This window comes from Neorhizobium galegae, from assembly GCF_021391675.1.
GTDB lineage: Bacteria > Pseudomonadota > Alphaproteobacteria > Rhizobiales > Rhizobiaceae > Neorhizobium > Neorhizobium galegae_B.
The window spans coordinates 3,125,618-3,145,818 of record NZ_CP090095.1 but is presented as its reverse complement, the minus strand read 5'-3'; the positions used below and the strand labels follow the sequence as shown (position 1 = coordinate 3,145,818).

The 20,201-nt window shown below is 62.7% G+C and carries 17 protein-coding genes; 6 read left to right on the top strand and 11 right to left on the bottom strand.

The genetic code is table 11. The features are described from left to right. From LZK81_RS15655 to LZK81_RS15640, 4 genes are all read right to left on the bottom strand, one after another. Complete coding sequence (locus tag LZK81_RS15655) at positions 1-1,311, bottom strand: cytosine deaminase (protein WP_418936446.1); 1,311 nt, start codon at positions 1,309-1,311, stop codon at positions 1-3. Continuing rightward, positions 1,311-2,150, bottom strand: a complete 840-nt coding sequence (locus LZK81_RS15650; protein WP_046603626.1) for an ABC transporter permease — start codon at positions 2,148-2,150, stop codon at positions 1,311-1,313. The genes LZK81_RS15655 and LZK81_RS15650 overlap by 1 nt, the downstream gene beginning before the upstream one ends. Next, complete coding sequence (locus tag LZK81_RS15645) at positions 2,150-2,974, bottom strand: ABC transporter ATP-binding protein (RefSeq protein WP_046603627.1); 825 nt, start codon at positions 2,972-2,974, stop codon at positions 2,150-2,152. Before LZK81_RS15645 ends, LZK81_RS15650 begins: the two co-directional genes overlap by 1 nt. Before the next feature lie 95 nt (positions 2,975-3,069). Then, positions 3,070-4,086 carry an ABC transporter substrate-binding protein gene (locus LZK81_RS15640; RefSeq protein ID WP_233953859.1) on the bottom strand — a complete coding sequence of 339 codons (1,017 nt, stop codon included), beginning with the start codon at positions 4,084-4,086 and terminating at the stop codon, positions 3,070-3,072. A gap of 191 nt (positions 4,087-4,277) precedes the next feature. On the opposite strand from LZK81_RS15640, the gene LZK81_RS15635 reads away from it, so the two are divergent. Continuing rightward, positions 4,278-5,249, top strand: a complete 972-nt coding sequence (locus LZK81_RS15635; protein ID WP_046603629.1) for a LysR family transcriptional regulator — start codon at positions 4,278-4,280, stop codon at positions 5,247-5,249. On the opposite strand, the gene LZK81_RS15630 is transcribed toward LZK81_RS15635, so the two are convergent. Continuing rightward, the gene (locus LZK81_RS15630; RefSeq protein WP_233953858.1) at positions 5,246-6,034 is read right to left on the bottom strand and encodes a creatininase family protein; all 789 of its coding nucleotides are present in this window, start codon (positions 6,032-6,034) and stop codon (positions 5,246-5,248) included. The genes LZK81_RS15635 and LZK81_RS15630 overlap by 4 nt on opposite strands. A 247-nt stretch (positions 6,035-6,281) precedes the next feature. On the opposite strand from LZK81_RS15630, the gene LZK81_RS15625 reads away from it, so the two are divergent. Further along, on the top strand, positions 6,282-6,800 hold the full coding sequence (locus LZK81_RS15625; RefSeq protein ID WP_233953857.1) for a transglutaminase-like cysteine peptidase: 519 nt from the start codon (positions 6,282-6,284) through the stop codon (positions 6,798-6,800). Between the two features lie 360 nt (positions 6,801-7,160). Beyond that, on the top strand, positions 7,161-9,344 hold the full coding sequence (locus LZK81_RS15620; RefSeq protein ID WP_233953856.1) for a methyl-accepting chemotaxis protein: 2,184 nt from the start codon (positions 7,161-7,163) through the stop codon (positions 9,342-9,344). Positions 9,345-9,464: 120 nt separating this feature from the next. Here LZK81_RS15620 and LZK81_RS15615 read toward each other — a convergent pair whose 3' ends face one another. Then, positions 9,465-10,355: a DMT family transporter gene (locus LZK81_RS15615; protein WP_233953855.1), complete on the bottom strand. Its 891-nt coding sequence runs from the start codon at positions 10,353-10,355 to the stop codon at positions 9,465-9,467. A gap of 289 nt (positions 10,356-10,644) precedes the next feature. On the opposite strand from LZK81_RS15615, the gene LZK81_RS15610 reads away from it, so the two are divergent. Then, complete coding sequence (locus tag LZK81_RS15610; protein WP_233953854.1) at positions 10,645-11,943, top strand: adenylosuccinate synthase; 1,299 nt, start codon at positions 10,645-10,647, stop codon at positions 11,941-11,943. 59 nt (positions 11,944-12,002) lie between these two features. Next, positions 12,003-14,651 carry a hypothetical protein gene (locus LZK81_RS15605; RefSeq protein ID WP_233953853.1) on the top strand — a complete coding sequence of 883 codons (2,649 nt, stop codon included), beginning with the start codon at positions 12,003-12,005 and terminating at the stop codon, positions 14,649-14,651. 149 nt (positions 14,652-14,800) lie between these two features. Here the strand turns inward: LZK81_RS15605 and LZK81_RS15600 are convergent, their stop codons facing one another. Together LZK81_RS15600 and rpoH are read right to left on the bottom strand one after the other, a co-directional pair. Next, complete coding sequence (locus LZK81_RS15600; RefSeq protein ID WP_233953852.1) at positions 14,801-15,184, bottom strand: ACT domain-containing protein; 384 nt, start codon at positions 15,182-15,184, stop codon at positions 14,801-14,803. 89 nt (positions 15,185-15,273) lie between these two features. Continuing rightward, positions 15,274-16,176, bottom strand: coding sequence for an RNA polymerase sigma factor RpoH (rpoH, locus tag LZK81_RS15595; RefSeq protein WP_046600920.1), 903 nt, complete (start codon positions 16,174-16,176; stop codon positions 15,274-15,276). A 277-nt stretch (positions 16,177-16,453) separates the two neighbouring features. Between rpoH and LZK81_RS15590 the strand changes: the two genes are divergently transcribed. Further along, positions 16,454-17,134, top strand: a complete 681-nt coding sequence (locus LZK81_RS15590) for a hypothetical protein (protein WP_233953851.1) — start codon at positions 16,454-16,456, stop codon at positions 17,132-17,134. Between the two features lie 10 nt (positions 17,135-17,144). Here the strand turns inward: LZK81_RS15590 and LZK81_RS15585 are convergent, their stop codons facing one another. From LZK81_RS15585 to LZK81_RS15575, 3 genes are read right to left on the bottom strand one after another with little or no spacing between them, the layout of a single operon-like run. Next, positions 17,145-18,275 carry a hypothetical protein gene (locus tag LZK81_RS15585; RefSeq protein ID WP_233953850.1) on the bottom strand — a complete coding sequence of 377 codons (1,131 nt, stop codon included), beginning with the start codon at positions 18,273-18,275 and terminating at the stop codon, positions 17,145-17,147. Next, the gene (locus LZK81_RS15580) at positions 18,272-19,285 is read right to left on the bottom strand and encodes a hypothetical protein (protein ID WP_233953849.1); all 1,014 of its coding nucleotides are present in this window, start codon (positions 19,283-19,285) and stop codon (positions 18,272-18,274) included. The genes LZK81_RS15585 and LZK81_RS15580 overlap by 4 nt, the downstream gene beginning before the upstream one ends. After that, on the bottom strand, positions 19,282-20,028 hold the full coding sequence (locus LZK81_RS15575; RefSeq protein WP_233953848.1) for a hypothetical protein: 747 nt from the start codon (positions 20,026-20,028) through the stop codon (positions 19,282-19,284). The genes LZK81_RS15580 and LZK81_RS15575 overlap by 4 nt, the downstream gene beginning before the upstream one ends. Positions 20,029-20,201 lie beyond the last annotated feature (173 nt).

Here is a 20,201-nt window from a genome sequence, read left to right as displayed (position 1 = left end):
TCACTTGTCCAAAATCGGGTCCAGGTCACGGTAATCCGGCAGGCGACGGTCGATGCCCATGCCATTCCGCATCACGATGCGGTCGGCCTGCGGACGGGAAAGGAATTCGCTCCAGCGGCGCGCGCTGAACAGCACGAGGTCGGCGGGGGCGCCTTCGGCAATAACCCCGATATCCGGTCGTCCAAGGATTTCGGCGGGCGTCGAGGTGACGACGCGGGCGGATGTGTCGAGCGGGTGGTCGAGATGCAGGATGCGGACCGCCTCGCGGAAAACCTCGACCGGATCCATGTCGCCATAGGCGTAGAACGGATCGCGGGTATTGTCGGAGGAGACGGCGGTTTTCACGCCGGCGGCTGTCAGCTCGTGGAACAGCGTGACGCCGCGCCAGCGCGGCGTGCGGCCGGCATGGCGGTCCTGAAGGTACATGTTGCACATCGGCAGCGACACGACCGAGATGTTGGCCTTGGCCACCTTGTCGATGACACGGCCTGCGGTCTCGTCGTCCTGCCTTGCGAGCGAACAGCAATGGCCGACGGTCACCGAGCCTTCGAAACGGTTGCGGAGTTTTGCCTCGGCGATGGCTTCGAGGGTCAGGACCTGCTTGTCTTCCGTCTCGTCCACATGCAGGTCGATGTCGAGGCCGTTGTCGGCGGCCGCCTGGAAGAGCGTGTCGAGGATCCGTTCGAAATCCGGCAGGATGCGGGTGGCGCCGCCGAGCAGTCCGCCATAACGCTTCGCCGTCGCGACGATGCCGCCAAAGACGCTTTCGTCGAGCACGCATTCCAACGGCAGCAGGGCGACCGCCTGCAGCGCGATCCTGTCCTTCCATTCGGCGCGAAGCTCGTCGAACAACGGAAAGGAGATATCCGGCTGCGGCGGAATACTATCGAGATGGGTGCGGATCAGCTTTGTGCCGTGGGCGTAGGCACTTTTCAGTGAGAATTCGAAGCGGGCGCGGATGTCCACGGCCGACCAATTGGCGATCCGGTCTTCGCGCACGTTCATCAGCGCGCCCTCGAACGTGCCGTCCGGGTTGGGGCGGCGGTCCCAGAAATGTCCCTTGTCGAGATGCGTATGCATGTCGGCGAAACAAGGCCAGACCATGCCGCCGCGCATATCCGCAATCGTCAGATCGGCGGGCGCCGAGCCTTTCGGCAGGATAGCCTCGATCTTGCCGTCCGCGATGACGAGATCGGCTTCCATGAGGCCGTCCTTCGCGACAGCCGGCAGGCCCTTGACGAGGACGGCCGGCAGCGTCGCATCGGTGAGCGCGAAACGGCGGGCGTCGGGAAGCGTCATGAAGGCAGTCATCAGTTTTCTCTTTTCAGGCTGCTTTCATGCCAGCGATGCAGGAAAAACCACGAGATGAAGGAGGTGATCGCAAAAATCACCACGCCGAGCAAGGACAGCAGGATCAGTGCCGCAAACAGGCGCGGAATGTTGAGGCGATACTGGGATTCGAGCAGCCGGAACGCAAGGCCGGAACCTGCGCCGGCCGAGCCTGCCGCGAACTCCGCAACGACCGCCGCGATCAGCGCCAGGCCGCCGCCGATCCTCAGGCCCGTCATGAAATAGGGGAGCGAGGAGGGGAGTTTCAGGTAGAGCAGCGTCTGCCAGCGCGAGGCACCGTAGAGATCGAAGAGGTTGAGCAGGTTGTGATCGACGCTCTTCAGGCCCTGGACCATGTTCGACAGGATCGGGAAGAAGGCGACGAGGAAGGCGCAGATCAAAAGCGCCACCTGGGTCGTCGGCGCATAGATGAGGATCAGCGGCGCGATCGCCACGATTGGCGTCACCTGCAGGATGACCGTGATCGGATAGAAGGCGGTCTCGATCCATTTCGACTGGATGAGAAAAACGGCGATGCCAACGCCGCCGATCAGCGCCAGCGCGAGCGCCTGCATAGTGATCTGCGTCGTCACCCAGAGAGCGGGCGAGAGCGTGCCCCAGTCGTTGTAGAGCGAGTTCGCGACCGCCAGCGGGCCCGGCAGGATGTATTGAGGGATGCTGTTGACGGTGATGATGAACTGCCAGAGGAGGACGAGGCAGATCACCACGCAGATCGGGACGAGGGTGCGCAGCAGCGTATCGCGGTTGCGGCTAAGGAAGCCCGGCTTCGGCGGCACGAGGGCGGTATCGGTGTCGGCCATCAATGTTCCTCCCCGCCGATTGCTTCGATGAGCATGGTCGAGACCTTTTCGCAGGCCTGGCGGTATTCTTCCGAGGTGCGGTAGCGGGCATCGCGCTCGAGGCTCGTGACCAGCGGGAAATCCGCATGCACCCGGCCGGGACGCGCCTTCATCACCACGATGCGGTTGGAGAGGTAAGCGGATTCGAACACGGAATGGGTGACGAAGATCACCGTGATGCCGGTCTCGCGCCACAGCCGCAGCACGTCGTCGTTGAGTTTCTGGCGGGTGATTTCGTCGAGCGCCGCGAAGGGCTCGTCCATCAAGAGCAGCTTCGGTTTGGTGACCAGCGCACGGGCGATCGAGACGCGCATCTTCATGCCGCCTGAAAGTTCGCGCGGATAGGCGTCGGCAAAGTCCTGGAGGCCGACAGTCGCGAGCGTCTTCATGATTTCGTCGCGAGCGGCGGATTTGGAGACGCCGCGCAGTTTCAGCGGCAGGTAGACGTTGCCGAACACCGTTTGCCACGGCATCAGCGTCGGCTCCTGGAAGACGAAGGAAATGTCGCCTTCCGGCAGGCCTTTGGAGTTGATGCGGGAACTCGGCCAGTCGATCGTGCCGGTCGAGACGTCGCCGAGGCCGGCAATGATGCGCAGTGCCGTCGATTTGCCGCAGCCGGAGGGTCCGAGCAGACTGACGAATTCGCCCCCCTCGACCGTCAGCGACATGTCGGAGAGCGCCAGCGTGCCGCTGGAGAATGTTTTCGAGACGGAGCGCATGACGACCAGCGGGCGTCTGCGTGTCTCCCCGGGGGCGGGTATCAACGGGGCTTGGGACATGCTCATTGCGGGCCTTGAACTTAGTCGGGACAGGGCGGCAATTCCCTCTTTCCCGTGACAGGCACAGCAAAGAGGGAATGAACCGTTGCGCTCTTCCGAGACTATTTCTTCAGCGCCATGCCGACGCCCTTGCAGACGAACTTGGTCGAATAGGCCTTCTTGTAATCGAGGTCGGCCGGCTGGACACCGATCGATACCATCGACTCGAAGAACTTCTTGTAGCGCTCGTCGGTGATGCAGCCGATGCCCTTGGTCTCGGCGTCGCCGGATACGACGATCCCGTATTCCTTCATCTTGGCGATGGAATAGGCGATCTGGCCATCCGTCATTTCCGGATTGTCCTTCTTGATCAGGTCGTTGCCGGCCTTGTTGTCACCATAGAGATAAGTGTACCAGCCCTCGATCGAGGCGTCGACGAAACGCTGCACGACGTCCGACTTCTTGTCTATCATCGGCTGCGTGGTGGTGATCATCGTCGAATAGGGGCCGTAACCGGCATCGGCGATCAGGAAGACTTTCGGCGTCCAGCCGGCCTGCTTGCCGATCTCGTAGGGTTCGGAGGTCAGGTAACCCTGCTGTGCGGAGGCCTTGTCGGCGATGAAGGGGGCAGGGTTGAAGGTGTAGGGCTTGAACTGTTCGTCCTTGAAGCCTTTGAAGTTCTTCTTCATCCACTCGAAATAGGTGGTGTAACCTTCCTTGCCCATGAAGATGGTCTTCATCTTGGCGAGGTCCTCGAACTTTTCGACGCCCGCGTCGGGATGGGCGAGCAGGACCTGCGGGTCCTTCTGGAAGATCGAGGCGACGCTGACCAGCGGAATGCCTTGCTTGACGGCATCCATGTCGCCGAGCGGGCCGCCCATGTAGAAATCGACCTTGCCGGCGATCAGTAGTGCGCGGTTGGCGGCGTTCGGGCCGCCCTGGACTATCTTCACCTTCAGGCCACGCTTTTCATAGGTGCCATCGGCGACGGCCTGGTAGAAGCCTCCGTGCTCGGCCTGGGCAAGCCAGTTGGTGCCGTAGGAGACTTCATCGAGGGCAGCGGCCGGCTGAGCGCCGAGGGCCACCGCCGAAAGACCGACGGCAGCAAAAAAACTCTTCATCATCAAGGATTTGGACATGTCGCTTTGTTCCCCTGTTAAACCGTGCGGCATCGTGAGAGCAGCTTATGATGAGCATTTGTACGGTTGCGTTGCTCTTTGAAAAGCATCAAAATTCGTTCACATTGATGCCTTTAGGGCAGCGCTCGAATTTTAACCTGCCAAATTGTGGTGCATGATCAAAAAACATGCAATGAGGGGCTTCGGAGAAAATGCTGCACTCGCGAAAACTTCAATATATCGACGAAATCGCCCGATGCGGATCGATCCGCAAGGCGGCCGCCCGGCTGAACGTCGCGTCGTCTGCGATCAACCGGCAGATTCTGGCCCTTGAGGAAGAGTTCGGGGCGCCGCTTTTCGAGCGGATGCCGCGCGGGCTGAAGCTGACGGCAGCGGGCGAGCTCTGCATCGAGCATATCCGGGAGGTGCTGAAGACCTATGAGCGGATGGAAGCGCGCATCCGCGGCCTCAAGATGCCGCAGGCCGGCAAGGTGACGCTGGTTTCGACCGTCGGGCTTGCCGCGGGGCCGCTCCCCGAGATCATAGCCCGCTTCGTCGCGCAGCATCCGCGCGTGCGGGTTCTGCTGCGCAACGATGGGCCGTCGAACACGATGCAGCCGGTGATCACGGGGGAGGTGGATTTCGGGCTCGGTTTCAACATCCCCGCGACGCCCGGCATCCGCACGCTCGCCAACTTCGACATACCGATCGGCGTTGTGATGCCGCCAGGGCATCGGCTGGCGGCCGAAGAGGGGCCGGTCGACCTTGCGGATGTCGTGCAGGAGCCACTGGTGCTTGCACAGTCGGGCACCAGTCTGCGCAACATCATCAATCTGGCGCTATCGCCGCTGTCGGTGGCGGTGGAGCCGCTGGTGGAAAGCAATGCCTCGGAAATGCTGAAGAAGCTGGTCAAGGCGGGCACCGGCCTGACGCTGCTCAATCCCCTCGACGTGCTGTCGGAATGCCGCCGCGGCGAGCTGATCTTCCGGCCGATCGCCAACCCGCACGCGCGCCACCAGCCGATGAAGCTTTTCGCCCGCGCGCGGACGACGCTCGATACGGCGACCAGCCTGTTCGTGGAATTCCTGCTGTCTGAACTGGCGGCCATGGTGGCCGAATTGCAGGCCAAGGGCCACCTGCCGCCCCAGCCGCATGGCCGGGACGCGCAACGCGACGAGGGTTAACGCGAGTAGAGCTCGTCGAGCGGGAAGGTTTCGAATTCCCGCAGCATCTCGATGAAGCCCGCGACCTGATGGCGGCAGATGAGCGCGCCTTTTTCGGCGGTGCCCTTCGAGGCGTCGCCGACGACGCCGTTGGGGTTCAGGTCATGGGCTACCCAGGACAGCACGTGCGGCGGGGCCGGCTGCATGTATTTCGAGCGGCTTTCCGCCTTGGAGACGAAGTTTTGCGCGTTCTCCATCCGCACCAGTTCGGGGCGGAAATGCAACATCAGCGAGGTTTCGACTTCGCCGCCATGGATACCGTATTTCTGCTCGTGCTCGCTGATCAGGCCCGGCGGGTGCCCGAAGCGTCCCCATTGCGTGCCGATCACGGCCATCTTGTAGCGGACGCGCAATTCGCGGCCGACAATGCTCATGATATCGACATTGCCGCCGTGCGAATTGACGAAAACGAGCTTCTTCACCCCGGCTTCCGCCACCTTGGCGCCGATCGCGGTCCAGGCGGGAATCAGGATTTCCGGGCCGAAGGACAGCGAGCCGGGGCCATAGACATGCTCGTTCGCCTTGCCGATCTCCTGGGTCGGCAGAACGAGGAAATCGAGGTCGTCCGGCCGCTGCGCCTTCAATTCCGCCAGCATGCCGTTGGCGATCGCCACGTCGGTTGCGATCGGCAGGTGGGGCCCGTGCTGTTCGGTCGAGGCGATCGGCAGGATGGCGATGGTCTTGTCGGGCGAAAGGCCGGCGAAATCGAGTGAATTGAGTTCGTTCCAGTAAAATGGCTTGCCCATGTTGTCCTGCCTTTCTGCATCTCGTTTTTGAGGGGTAGGAGATCGGGCACATCTCGAAAAGCATCAATTTCCGCCTACTCCGCTGCCTTTTTGAGCACGCTGTTTCGAGCCTTCTGTATCAAGTCGGGAAAAAAGCCGATTTCACTAAAATTGCAGCTATCTGTTTAAGCGCCCCGAAAAACCCGAGCGCTAGGGTGAACTCATCCAAGAAACGGCATCCAAGCCGTCTGAAGAAAAGGGTGCAGCCATGATCAAGAAGCTCATCATTTCCGCCATTGTCCTGACGGCGCTGATTGTCGGCAAGGAATCACGCGCAGCTGGCATCACCGGTTTCGCGGGCATGTTGACCGAAGGCGTGGCGATCGAGCGCCATCACCGCGTCGAGGATGATACGGCGCTGACATTTTCGCAGCGGCGCGAATTGCTGCGGGTCAATTCCGCGGTCAACAACGCCATCTCGGAGCTCGACAGTTATTTCGACACGGTCGCCGGCATACCTTTGGCCAAGATGCGCGCCAATGCCGGCCTCGATTGCGCCGACTTGAAGCGCGATCACCTCATTCTGCTCGGCTGGTCGCCGGAGGCTCTGCGGATCGAATATGCGATCGGCGGGGAAGGCCGCATCGAACGGGTGCTGGCGATTTCGACCGGCCGCGGCGACGTGATCCTCGGCCATGACAGCGCGATGATCGACATGTCCGGCGATCAGGTGCGGCGCCCGACCGGCGGGCGTGGTATGATCATTCCAATCTGTCATCTTATCTGATCCGGAGCGGCTCTCCTCGCTCCCGTCCGTTGCAGCACGACGGACCGGCCCGTCTCCTTCATACGGGGAGGCGGGTTTTCGCCATTCGGTGAATGTGATGCCCAAGTTGCGGAAACGATTCCACAGGCTTCCGGAACGCCTTGTATTTAATCGAATATTTAATGTTTTATACGAGGTTGTATTATCTCTCCCGTCCAGGTCGGGAGACGCTGCCGGGTGGTTCAGCAATTATCCGAATTGCTGATTGCCCGCAAACCGAGCGGCGAGTGTATTAACTAAGGAGTGATGCAGGTGCGGATTTCAATCAAGCATACTTTGATACTGGCTTTTGTTGTTCTTAGCTTGGGCATACTGGGTCTCATGGGCAGAATGCTGTCTCAGGAGATCGGTCGCTACCAAAACTCCACCCGGCTCTCGGAACTGGCACAGCTTGACGAAGCGCTGTTCAATGCGCTGATCGGGCTGCGCGGCGAGCGCGGCGGCATATCCTCGGCGATCAAGCTGGAACCTGCCGAGATCGCGTCCAGCCGCAAGAACATGGATACCGGCCGGCAGTCGATGGATAAAGCCTTTTCGGCGGTGAAGACCCTGACGGCCGAAGTCGAATCGGCGAGCCTGCGCAACGCAATCTCTCCCGTCCTCAACGCCTATACGCAGTGGGCCGGCTATCGTGCAAATGTCGACACGGCGCTCACGCAGGCGGTCAAGGACCGCGATCCGGGGCTCGGCAAAGCCGTGCTCGGACTTGCTGATACGATGCTGGCCGATCTCGAAAAGGCCGCCAATCAGGCCGAGGCCACCATCAATGCGCGCGGGCCGGGGATGATCATGTTCACCCAGATACGCTCCCTTGCCTGGACGGCGCGCACGCAGCTCGGCACCGCCAATTCCACCTTCGTCAATGCGCTGATCGCCAAACAGCCGCTTGCGGCGGACAAGCTGACGGAAATTGCTGTTCAGGATGCGCGCGTGGCTACGGCATGGGATGTCATCACCCAGCTTTCCAACGCGGAGACGACCCCGGAGAAGATCAAGACGCTCCACCGGACAGCGCAAACGACCTATTTCGCCGGACCGTATGCCGAGCAGCGCAATGCTGCCCTCAAGGCATTCCAGGCCGGCAAACCCTTCGACATGGCGGTCGACGACTGGCGCAAGCCCGCCGCGCCCGCACAGTCTTCGGTCGCCGACATGGCCTCCGCCTCGCTCGACGAGATGACGAGGCTGACGGCAGAAGAGGTTGCTTCCGCAACGCAATCCATCATCGTCTACAGTGTTGCGACCGTTATCGCTTTTGCGCTTTCGCTTCTCGGCATCTACACGGTCATCGTGCGGATCGCCAATCCGATCAGCCGGTTGACGGGTGTGATGCGCACGCTCGCCGGCGGCGACCTTTCCGTCGAAATCCCGGGTGCCGCCCGCACCGACGAGATCGGCGATATGGCGCGCGCCGTCGAAATCTTCCGCGAGGCTGCGCAGCAGAACCGCCAGCTCGAGGCGGATGCCGAACACTCCCGCAAGGCGGCCGAAGCCGAACGCATCGAATTCCAGCGCAGGGCAGAGTCCGAAGCCGAGGAGCGGCTGACCCAGGCCACCTCGGAACTCGCCTCCGGTCTGCAGCGCCTTGCTGCCGGCGATCTGCTGTGTGAGATCGACAAGGAATTTTCCGAGCAGTTCGAAACCTTGCGCCATGACTTCAACAGCTCGGTCCGCCAGTTGCGGACTGCGCTCGAAGGCGTGAACCGGACCGCCCAAAGCGTTCGCAGCGGCAGCGACGAAATCTCGACCGCTTCCGACCAGCTTTCGAAGCGGACGGAACAGCAGGCTGCATCGCTGGAACAGACGGCGGCGGCGCTGGAAGAAGTTACCACCAATGTGAAGCAGACCTCCGAAAGGGCGAGCGAGGCGCGGGAAATCGTCCGCGATGCAAGCTCCCGCGCACAAAACTCCAGCACCGTCGTTTCCAATGCGGTCAACGCGATGCAGAAGATCGAGATGGCGTCGAACCAGATCAGCCAGATCATCGGCGTCATCGACGAGATCGCGTTCCAGACCAACCTGCTTGCCCTCAACGCAGGCGTGGAAGCAGCCCGCGCAGGCGAGGCGGGCAAGGGATTTGCGGTCGTTGCCCAGGAAGTCCGCGAACTGGCGCAGCGCTCGGCCAAGGCCGCCAAGGAAATTAAGACGCTGATCGGCAATTCCGAAGCCGCCGTCAACCAGGGCGTGGTTCTCGTCAATGATACCGGCGACGGTCTCAAGGAGATCGCCAAGCTTGTCGCGGCGGTCAACCAGCATATGGAGGCGATCGCCATTGCCGCAAACGAGCAGGCGTTAGGTCTCTCGGAAATCAACACGTCCGTGAACCACATGGACCAGATGACCCAGCAGAACGCCGCCATGGTCGAGGAAATGAATGCGGCCGGCGCCTCTCTGGCGCAGGAAAGCAGCCGTCTTTCCGAACTGCTGGCGCGCTTTGAAGTGAGCCGAAACAACGTGCGCGATCAGCGCTCGTTCGCCCCTGGACGACTGGCGATGGCCAGCTGAGGAGCAGTTCCGACCAGCCGGCTCCCCAAATGCCTCAGCAGGCGGCGGGATATCACCGGTCGATGATCTGAAAACCGCCGGCCCGTTTGCAGGGGCCGGCGGTTTCTGTTTCCAGCAGGACTACCGGTCCATATGGGGTTTTCCCCATTCGGCGATGGCGATGCCGCCGAGCGCCAGCGCCAGCGCGACGACATGGAAGAGCTGCAGGCTCTCGCCGATGATGGCGACCGAGAGCAGCGTGCCGAACACCGGCACGAGATTGATGAACAGCCCGGCCCGGTTTGCGCCGATCTCCTCGACGCCCTTGATGTAGAGCACCTGGGCGATCAGCGAGGCGAAGACGGCCGTATAGAGCACCACGATCCAGCCTTCCGTGTCGGGCCAGATCAGGCGGTCGCTCGAATATTCCCAGAAGGCCAGCGGCAGGGAGAAGATCATCGCGAAGAAGGCGGGGACCGCCATCAGCGTCCGCCAATTGACCTTCGGGCGCCATCTGAGCGCCACCGTATAGATCGCATAGGCGACGATCGCGATCATCATGATCGCATCGCCGGAATTGACGGTCAGCGTCACCAGCGCGCTCAGATCGCCGTGGACGGCGGTGAGGGCGCCGCCGAGAAGCGTCAGGGTGAAGCCGAGGATCTGCGCCCAGGAGACCTTCATCCGGAACAGGGCGAAGTTGATGACGAAGATCAGCATCGGGATGACCGCCTGCTCGACCGTCACGTTGATCGCCGTCGTGTAGTTGACGGCGGTATAGAGCGCAGCATTGAAGACGACATAACCGACGACGCCGAGGAAGAGGAGAATCGGCAGGTTCTTCCTGACGACCGGCCAGTCCTTGATCAACTGCGGCATGGAAATGGCGAAGATGATGGCGACGGCGAAAAACCAGCGCCAGAAGGTCAGCATCATCGGGCTCACATGGCCAACGGCGAGCTTGCCCGCTACCGCATTGCCGCCCCAGGCCAGAGTTGCAATGACGAGCGAGAGATAGGCCTTTTTATGCAAGATGGTCTCCGGCGCCGGAAAATGACGGTGATTTCAGGAAATAACGGGCGGGAATAGCGTGTGATCCACGCTTTTGTCACGTAAAAACCACGCCCGAGTGACAAACAGGTCGCTTTCCGTCGGCCGAGGCTTTATAGATGCGGCCGTTTGCAATGCCCTTGAACGAGTTCCCTCCGCCAAAGGCAGTGCATGTAAAATCAAATTGGCGCGTCGACCGTATATCAATATTGATCTACGGAAGGTGCGCGTGTGGTCGCGTGGGGCTTTGCCCGCAATACAGGAAACACAGATGACGAACGTAGTCGTGGTTGGTTCGCAATGGGGTGACGAAGGCAAGGGCAAGATTGTCGACTGGCTTTCCGAACGTGCCGATATCGTGGTGCGTTTCCAGGGCGGTCACAATGCGGGCCATACGCTCGTCATCGATGGCGTCAGCTATAAGCTGTCGCTGCTGCCCTCCGGCATCGTCCGTCCGGGCAAGATCGCGGTGATCGGCAATGGCGTCGTGCTCGATCCGCATGCGCTGCTGGCCGAAATCGAAAAGCTGGGCGCGCAGGGCGTGAAGGTCACGCCAGAGAACCTGCGGGTCGCCGATAACGCCACGCTGATTCTCTCGCTGCACCGCGAGCTCGACGGCATGCGCGAGGATGCCGCCTCCAACAGTGGTACCAAGATCGGCACCACCCGCCGCGGCATCGGCCCGGCCTATGAGGACAAGGTCGGCCGCCGCGCGATCTGCGTCATGGACCTTGCGGACATGGAGACGCTGCCGGGCAAGGTCGACCGCATCCTCACCCATCACAACGCGCTGCGCCGTGGTCTGGGAGAGAAGGAAGTCTCGCACGAGGCGATCATGCAGGAATTGACCTCGATCGCCGACCGTGTGCTGCCCTTCCGCGAAACCGTCTGGGAACTGCTCGACAAGCAGCGCCGCAAGGGCGCGCGCATCCTCTTCGAAGGCGCTCAGGGCTCGCTGCTCGACATCGACCACGGCACCTATCCGTTCGTCACCTCGTCCAACACGGTCGCCGGCCAGGCGTCTGCCGGCTCCGGAATGGGGCCGGGCGCGCTCGGCTATATTCTCGGCATCACCAAGGCCTACACGACTCGCGTCGGCGAAGGCCCGTTCCCGACCGAGCTGAAGGACGAGATCGGCCAGTTCCTCGGCGAGAAGGGCCATGAATTCGGTACGGTCACGGGCCGCAAGCGCCGTTGCGGCTGGTTCGACGCAGCGCTGGTACGCCAGTCGGTCGCCACCAACGGCATTACCGGCATTGCGCTCACCAAGCTCGACGTGCTCGACGGCCTCGACGAGTTGAAGATCTGCGTCGGCTACATGCTCGACGGCCAGCAGATTGATCATCTTCCTGCAAGCCAGGGCGCCCAGGCTCGTGTAGAGCCGGTCTATATCACCCTCGAAGGCTGGAAGGAATCGACGGTCGGGGCTCGCTCCTGGGCGGATCTGCCGGCCCAGGCGATCAAATATGTCCGCCAGGTCGAGGAGTTGATCGGTGCGCCGGTTGCCCTACTTTCCACCAGCCCGGAGCGGGACGACACCATACTTGTGACCGACCCGTTTGAAGATTAAAGTCAAGAATTGATTACCATTCGGCCGGCCTTCGGGCCGGCTTACATGAGAAAGTGCTGATGGCTGATTTTGTAGCGGTGATCCGCCGCGCCGTTGACGGTCTGGCGAACAATACGCCGGAGATGCGCGCGAAGGTTTATGAAAAGGCTCGTGGCGCCGTGCAGCGGCAACTCGAGAACATGAAGCCGCGTCCGCCTGAAGACATGCTGCGGCGGCAGCTCGACAAGCTCGAAGCCGCCATCGTCGACGTCGAGAGCGAACATGCCGAAGCATTGGAACCCATAGCCGACGGCGAAAGTGCCGCAGATGTCCAGAGGGCCGGTGAGGCTGTTCCGGCCGAGCGGGTCTCGGAATACCAGGACGACCAGCAGCACGCTGCCGAACCGGCTCAGGCGCCGGAAGCCCATGAACCGGCAGAGACGCCGGCCGCACCCGAATCAGCCCCCTCCGTTCGCGCAGAACGGCCCGTCTTTTACGAAGACGGTTATGAAGAGCCGGTACCGGTCGTCGCCCATGCCGAACCCGCTGAGCCGGAGCCGGTCGCGCAGGAACCCGCCGACGTGGAGCCTTCGGTCTCCGAGCCGGCCGTCCTTGACGAGGAGGAAGAGGTAACGGCGGTTTCCGATCAGCAGGAGCCCGCCGCCCAGCAATATGGCGACTGGCGGGACGACGTGCCGTCGGAAGAGATGCCAGTCGAACCGGCACCCGACGATCATTCCGAACCGGCGCCCGAACCGGCGCCCGAGCCTTCGCAGGCTTTCGACGAGAGCACGATCGAATTCCCGACGGCCGCCCCCCTGACGGCCTCGGAGCCGGTTGTGCCGGAACCGGTCAATGCTGCCGCCGAGCCGGACGAATCCGCCGTGGGCGAATCGACCGACGACGATTTCCCCTATCCGACACGCGGCGAGCAGGCTGTTCAGCAGGACGCTCCCGAGTTCGTGGAGGCATGGCACAGGGAACCGCATCCGTTTGAGGATCAGCACCCGGTCGAGGACCGGATGGAGGTCGAACAGCCTGCCGAGGCTGATCAGGCGCCGGAACCGGCCAAGCCGGCAGACGAGGATTGGGGCTGGGAGGTGCCGGCTCCGGCCGAGCCTCCGGTGTCGAGCCAGGAGACGGTCGCCGCCGCTGCATGGAACGATGTGCCGGAACTGATCACGGCCGGTCCGGTCGTGCCGATCGATCATGCGCACGGCGGTACCGCAGCTCCGGCCGACGCTCATTTCGATCAGGAGACCCATGTGTCGGTCGATTCGGTCCGCATGCCGCCGGTCGCCGATCTTCCGGAGCTCGCGGAGCAATCCGCCGCGGCGGCAGGGGTGGCAACGGCTGCTGCCATTGATCCCTTTGCCGAATATCTCGATGAGCAACAGTCCAAGAAGGCCACTGCCGCGCCGGCGAAACCGGCCGACAGCGATCCGTGGGGTGATCTCGAGGAGCTGATCGGCTTCAACAAGGATGCTCCGTCCTCTTCGGGCGGTGGCGCGCGCAGCACGCTCCATACCGATGCCGATGCGGACGATCTGATGCATGCGCCGGCCAGGCCCTATCGGGTCACTCCGGTGCGCAAGCGCAACTATGCCGGCATCGTGCTGGCGATCGTCGGTCTGGCACTTGTCGGCGGCGGCGGTTACGCGATCTGGCTGAACCGCGACTCGCTGAACGACATGGTCGATGGCCTGATCCAGTCGAGCCTGCCTGGAAGCCAGACGGCGCAGCAGACGCCGGCGCCCGCACCCGCGACACCACAGGCCAACCGCACCCCTTCGACGCCTTCCGCCCCTTCGACACCGCCACAGAACGGTGCGGCCAATACGCCTGCCGCACCGCGAACAGCGGACGGATCGACAGCCGGGACCAAATTCACCCAACGGCTGATGGCCGACGGCCGCGAGGTCGACGAGGGGCCGGGCGCAACCGCCGGCCTGGCGCAGAATGCGGAAGGCCAGTCGGTAGCGCAGCTCAACGCTCCGCCCGCCAATCCTCCGGCGCAACCGGCGCCCGCTCCGGCTGCAGCCCCTCGCGCTCCGAACGGCAGCGCCAATGCGGTACCGCCTCAGACGCCACCGGCGGTGCCAGCTCCGAATGCCGCCACGCCGCCCGCCAACCCGCCCTTGGCGGCCCCGGCAAATGCTCCGGCGGTCGCAGGCGAGAAGATGTTCCTTTATGAGGAGCGGATCGGCCAGACGGCGCCGACGGCCATCGACGGTTCGGTGTCCTGGTCGCTGCAGCGCGAGGCAGGTGCAAACGGCCGGCAGGAGCCGGTCGTCCAGGGACGTATCAACGTGCCGGGCAGGGGCCTGACGGCGCTGATGACCTTCAAGCGCAATACCGACCCGTCGCTGCCGGCGAGCCACCTGGTCGAGATCGTTTTCGCCGTGCCGCCGGATTTCGAGGGCGGTGCGATCGAAAGCGTGCAGCGCATCGCCATGAAGGCGAGCGAGCAGGATCGCGGCAACGCATTGATCGCGGTGCCTGCCAAGATCACCGACGACTTCCACATGATCGCGCTCAACGACTTCCCGGATGCACGTGCGACCAATCTGGAACTCCTGCGCAGCCGCAACTGGATCGATATCCCGATCGCCTATCGCAACGGCCGCCGCGCGCTGCTGACCCTCCAGAAGGGCCCGGAAGGCGAACGCGCCTTCAACGATGCGATCCGCGAATGGGCTACGCTGGGGGCGACGGCCAGCGGGCAGTGACAGCTGTGACTCAATAGGCATTCAGGAACCGGCGCTGGAAACATCGCCGGTTTTTTCACGACGGTCGCAATGCCTCCTGGTCCGTGTAGGCTATCCCGTCCAAAACTCCCTGGGCCGCGGAATATCAGGTTCAGTTCGTCTGGCATCGCCTAGAGAAGCGTGTGGCCTGCGGTCTGCAGCAGCTCGCGGCTCTTCGGTTTGTCGGCCGTCTTGATCAGCAGGTGGTCGCCGTCGAAGGTGGAGACCACGAAAATGCCGATGCCGTTTTCCGACAGCGGTCGGATCACCGAGAGCACGATGCCGGTTTCGTCGAACGCGAACGGCCCCTGGAATTTGTAGCAGGTCCAGCCACCATCCTGCTTGATGTCGGACGGCACGCGCTCCTCGCGGCAGGCGATCGAGAGTTCGTCCCCGGTGCGGCTGATGCTGACGAAACCGTCGCCATCCGCCCATGCGGGAATGGGGTCGGCAGCTCGAAGCCGGGCAATGGCATAGCTGCCGGCAAGTTCCCTGAGCGTAATATGCGGTGCCATCCCTGCTTCTCCCACCGAGTTCACGGATGCCAGATAAAGAAAAGGGGCCGCCGAAGCAGCCCCTTTTATATCGTCGGCATCGCGCCGGACTACGCGTCGACGACGCGCAGGGCGTTCGCCTGGGCGAGCGCTTCCTTCTGAACGGCTTCCTGCACTTTTTCGAAGGCACGGACTTCGATCTGCCGGACGCGTTCGCGGCTGATATCGAACTCGGACGACAGCTCCTCGAGCGTCACCGGATCGTCGGAAAGACGACGCGCTTCAAAGATGCGGCGTTCGCGGTCGTTCAGCACGCTCAGGGCCTTGGCCAGCATGCGGCGGCGCGTATCGAGCTCGTCCTGCTCGATCAGCACTGCTTCCTGGCTTTCGTGGTCGTCCACCAGCCAATCCTGCCACTGGCCGGATTCGCCTTCGGTGGCGCGGATCGGCGCGTTCAGCGAGGCGTCGCCCGAAAGGCGGCGGTTCATGGAAACCACTTCCTCCTCGGAGACGTTCAGCTTGGTGGCGATTTCAGCCACCTGGTCGGGCTTCAGATCACCTTCGTCGATCGCCTGGATCTTGCCCTTCAGCCGACGCAGGTTGAAGAACAGGCGTTTCTGATTGGCGGTGGTGCCCATTTTCACGAGCGACCACGAGCGCAGGATGTATTCCTGGATCGAGGCCTTGATCCACCACATGGCATAGGTGGCCAGGCGGAAACCGCGTTCCGGGTCGAATTTCTTGACGGCCTGCATCAGGCCGACATTGCCTTCGGACACGACTTCGCCGATCGGCAGGCCATAACCGCGATAACCCATGGCGATCTTCGCCACGAGACGCAGATGGCTGGTGACCAGCTTGTGGGCCGCATCCCGGTCGGCATGTTCGGCATACCGTTTCGCCAGCATGTATTCCTGCTGCGGTTCCAGCATGGGAAACTTGCGGATTTCGTCGAGATAGCGGTTGAGGCCGGCTTCACCGGCGGTAATGGAAGGCAGAGTATTGCGGGCCATAAAGCACCCCTTTCCGATCTATATATCGGCTCCCTTTTTGATCTAGCTGTGCATGCTGAAGGCGAGCCAAGCGGCGCGGGTCATTTTCGACCCCACACCGACCCAAGTGACAGATAAGTACGGCAGAACAGTGATTCAAGTGATCACGGAAGCGTTATATCATTACGTTTTAGTAATGTATCTGCTTCGATTGTTGGTATTGAAAGCACCCGACTTGCAATTTAACGATAGGAGGGGATCTGCGCCAGCAATGGCTTGCTACGAGGGGACAGGTGCTATGAAAAAACGTGCTTCCGGGATGCGCCGCGCCAGGGGTCTGGCGATGTTTTTCGTTTTGTTTGCGCCGGCGCTGGCACTGGCGCAGGATGCCCAGGATCGGGCCGGAGAGCTCAAGGCCTGGCGGGAGCAATGCAACGATCCGGATCCGGACCTGCGGCTTGCCTATGTGGAGAAGGCGGTCGCCGGGGGTGACGCTGCCATCCAGCGCATCTGCACCCGCCTCGCGCTCGACAGCGACAATGCCGATATTCGCAATCTCGGACTGCGCACCGCCGTAGCGACCCTGCCGCAGATCCGCTTCTCGGTGGAGATCCCGCCCCAGCTCACGGCGGCCATCAAGGCCGCGTCCGGCAACGAGAAGAAGATGGCCGAACTGGAGCGCTCGTACATCATGCGCAGCTGGCAGCTGATGCAGAACGGCCTGATCTTCGAGATTGACGGAGCCGAACCGGGTACGAGCAATTCAGTCTGGTATCCGATGGTGGGCCTCAATGACCGAAACAACAATTACAAGGGAAAGACGACCATCGTCGGCTCCCGCCTGACCTGGCTCGGCCGGGCCAACCTGCCGCAGGGCGAGTGTTCGCTCAACATCCAGTTGAAGGCCGGTTCCGAACTTGCCGGCACGTTCCAATGCGCGGATGCCTGGCCTTTCGCGGTGTCCGCCAAGCTGCTTTGACGCGCCGACCTCAGCGCAGCTTCATGCCGGACAGGCTTACCGGTTCCTTCGCCTCGATCCGCAGGCGAAGCTGCCGAGGTCCGTTGAGGTTGACGCGGCACGGGGGTGCCCCGGCACTGCCGGTCTGGCATTTGCCGACATAGTTCCAGGCGCCGTCTCCCGGCCGGCGCTCCTCGACCCAGAATGTCTTTGGTGTGCCGGCGCAGCTTCCCTGGTGCTGGAGTTCGATCGTCTCGATCCGGTCAAGTTTGTCGGCCAGTTCGATCATCAGTTCGATGTCGCTGCGCCCGCCGTCCGCCGCGGCCCGGAAGCAGCCGGAGCCCGACTGGAGCGCGGAGGGGCCGTCGCTGCCCTTCAGGAGCAGCGCGGTGTAGCCCAACACGGTATACGGCACGCCATCGCCGGCCGCGCGGCTGCCGCGCCGCTTTGCGGAGTCGTGACTGTCGATCGCCGCAAACCGCTCGCGGATGTAGTCGAAGCGTATCGCCATGACGCCGGATTGATCGGCCGGTACCCGGGTGATCATCGCGAAGGGGACAGGGCTTCCGGAGCGCTCGCTCATGACGATCGCTCCGCTGAGCCCTTTCTGCAGAAAGCTCTTGTCGGCGGGGTCGGGCACTTGGAACTGCAGGATGGCGCCGCCGAATTCATCGACGCCGCCGCGCTTCAGTGCCACTTCGAAATTTCCGTAGCTGGTCCTCAGCATGCTGAAGACGTTCATGCGCGGAGCCGAGGCAAGCAGGTTGTTGTAGACGAAGGTGGGCGGGCCGAGCCGTGACAGGCAGGCGCCGTCCTTGCGTCCGCTTGCGACGCGGGCGAAGGCGAGGTCGGCGGCGCGCTCCTCCATGGGCGTCTTCGGAGCATCGATGGCGCCGGAGACCGGTCGTGCGCTTTCTCCGCCCACCGCATTCCGATCGGTGAAGAAGAACGGCTGCAACTCCTTGGTTTCCGGCGAGGCGACGACATGGGCGGGAACGGCGAGCCAGCATTCGCCGGGATTGATGCCTGCCGAGCCGAACAGCCAGGCCTGCCCGATCTCGCCATTGCGCGAGCGGACCGATACGGGTTCCGCCCGGGCGTCGGAGAGAAGCAGGGCAGCAAGTCCCAATGCAATGCCGATTGGACGGGAAAAGCGCCTCATTCGTGCTTTTCCTCCGGATTGCGCCAAAGTCCCATCCAGCTCGCGACGGCTCCCAGCACGCCGCCGAACACGACGACAAAGCCGATAATGATGAGTGCGAGCGAATCCGCGAATGTGCTGGTCAGCAGGCTGAGGCCGAGCGTTTCCATCTCGTCCCGGCGGGTGCCGGGCCGGTAGAGCTGAAGGGTCTTCGATATGGTCGTCGCCGAAATCTGCAACCCTTTCTCGCCCGGAATCGCGGCGCCGTACCAGGCGGCAATCGCCGGGTCTACCGGCTGCTTCGGATCCAGGTTGTCGCCGCCGGACAGGCGGCTGCCGATGGGAAGCGGAAATTCGGCGTCCGCCACCGGCACGAGCCGTTCGCTGAAATAGGTGCGGTTGAAGACCCTTACGCGCCCTTCCCACATGATGTCGTAGATGCGGGAGGAGGCCGTTCCGGTCGGCATGGTGGGCACGCCGAATTCCTGTCCGATATCGGCCGGGCCGGCGATCGGCAGCGGCCGGACCAGTTCGTCGGCGTTGTTGATCCGCACCGTCACGGGCTCCACGAGGTCGCAGTCTGCTCGGCCGGAAGATTGGAAGGTGGCCGCGATCCTCGCTCCGTTTTCGCTGACAAGCCTGCCGCCGACGATCTGAATGGCGATCCGGCCGGCGCCGGCGCGATAGCTGACGATAGCGCCTTCCGAGGGCTGCAGGAGGCCGGTGACGCGCGGTGAGGGATCGCCGGCCAATCCGACGCAGCCTTCCGCCGACGCGATCAACGTCGCGTCGGTCAGCGGGATCGTGGCGATCAACGGCCTGACCGCGCGGAAGCGCACCAGTTCGGAGACGGCATCGACGGAGGCGTAGAGCTCGGATCTGGACAGTTGCCGAAGCGCGAGGAATGCGATGGAGGTCAGGATAAGCGCGATGATGATCAGGTTCGTCGCGCCTTTCGTACTCAGGTACCTGGCGACCTCGGTTGCCAGCCATTTCGCTCCGGTCGAAACGCGCTTGCCCACGATCTTCATCTATTGCGTCTCAGCGACACGAGCACCGGTTCCTTTTCGGTGTCGAAGCCGTCATCCATGGCGATAACGAAGCGGGCCACCTCATCCTGGATGCCGTGGATATTGACCCGGCATTCCTGGTCGAAGGCGATCCGCGCCCCGCCGGCCGGCGCGCCGCAGACGATATCGGTAGCGCCTGCCGGCGCCTCCAGGCTGACCCTTCGGGAGCTCGCATTGATCATGATAGTCAGTACGTCGGAATTCCCGCGGGGTCCGAGTTGAGGGAAATGCACTGCGTCTTCCGGAATGCAGTCCTTGCCTTTCGCCTCGAAGACCTTGAGCGCGTAGTCGCGCCCATCGTAGCCGGCCAGCGCCGCCGCATGGATTTTCGTCACGGGGAAAATCCGGACGCTTTTCGCCGTCTGCGTACTCGTGATTGTATATTCGTTGTTGGCCGAGTAGCGGCCGTCGCGCGTCAGGGCGCGGACGCATACCAGTGTTTTTTGCGTCATGGCGAAGCGTACGTTGTCGGGATCGAGCTTTCCGGGCGTATCGCCGAGCCTCAGGCCGACGACCACGCCTCCTGAGACCGGAGCGCTTTCGTCATAGCTCTCGCGGAAATCTTTCCCCGGCGTGGCGACGGCGACCTCCTGCGCGAATGCCGGCACGGAGGCTATGGACGCGAGCCACAGGAAGGCGGTTGCCAGCCCTCGACCGGACATAGACAGCCGGTATCGCCGATGCCATTCTCCAATGCGCAACATGCCCTCCCGCCTATTCGCCCTGAAAGACGTCGATGGACAGCCAACGACCTCGACGATTGCAAGGCTGGCGGATATTCGGTCCATGCAGCCGTGCAATCGGAAATAGAGCAAATCCGACTGGCTTTCACAAGACAGCGAAAAGGTGAAGGACCGCACGGGGTTGTCCCGTTACG

Coding starts and splice junctions, on each gene's coding strand:
- LZK81_RS15655 (WP_418936446.1), bottom strand. CDS start 1,311: ATGACTGCCTTCATGACGCTTCCCGACGCCCGCCGTTTCGCGCTCACC.
- LZK81_RS15650 (WP_046603626.1), bottom strand. CDS start 2,150: ATGGCCGACACCGATACCGCCCTCGTGCCGCCGAAGCCGGGCTTCCTT.
- LZK81_RS15645 (WP_046603627.1), bottom strand. CDS start 2,974: ATGAGCATGTCCCAAGCCCCGTTGATACCCGCCCCCGGGGAGACACGC.
- LZK81_RS15640 (WP_233953859.1), bottom strand. CDS start 4,086: ATGTCCAAATCCTTGATGATGAAGAGTTTTTTTGCTGCCGTCGGTCTT.
- LZK81_RS15635 (WP_046603629.1), top strand. CDS start 4,278: ATGCTGCACTCGCGAAAACTTCAATATATCGACGAAATCGCCCGATGC.
- LZK81_RS15630 (WP_233953858.1), bottom strand. CDS start 6,034: ATGGGCAAGCCATTTTACTGGAACGAACTCAATTCACTCGATTTCGCC.
- LZK81_RS15625 (WP_233953857.1), top strand. CDS start 6,282: ATGATCAAGAAGCTCATCATTTCCGCCATTGTCCTGACGGCGCTGATT.
- LZK81_RS15620 (WP_233953856.1), top strand. CDS start 7,161: ATGGGCAGAATGCTGTCTCAGGAGATCGGTCGCTACCAAAACTCCACC.
- LZK81_RS15610 (WP_233953854.1), top strand. CDS start 10,645: ATGACGAACGTAGTCGTGGTTGGTTCGCAATGGGGTGACGAAGGCAAG.
- LZK81_RS15605 (WP_233953853.1), top strand. CDS start 12,003: ATGGCTGATTTTGTAGCGGTGATCCGCCGCGCCGTTGACGGTCTGGCG.
- LZK81_RS15600 (WP_233953852.1), bottom strand. CDS start 15,184: ATGGCACCGCATATTACGCTCAGGGAACTTGCCGGCAGCTATGCCATT.
- rpoH (WP_046600920.1), bottom strand. CDS start 16,176: ATGGCCCGCAATACTCTGCCTTCCATTACCGCCGGTGAAGCCGGCCTC.
- LZK81_RS15590 (WP_233953851.1), top strand. CDS start 16,454: ATGAAAAAACGTGCTTCCGGGATGCGCCGCGCCAGGGGTCTGGCGATG.
- LZK81_RS15585 (WP_233953850.1), bottom strand. CDS start 18,275: ATGAGGCGCTTTTCCCGTCCAATCGGCATTGCATTGGGACTTGCTGCC.
- LZK81_RS15580 (WP_233953849.1), bottom strand. CDS start 19,285: ATGAAGATCGTGGGCAAGCGCGTTTCGACCGGAGCGAAATGGCTGGCA.
- LZK81_RS15575 (WP_233953848.1), bottom strand. CDS start 20,028: ATGTTGCGCATTGGAGAATGGCATCGGCGATACCGGCTGTCTATGTCC.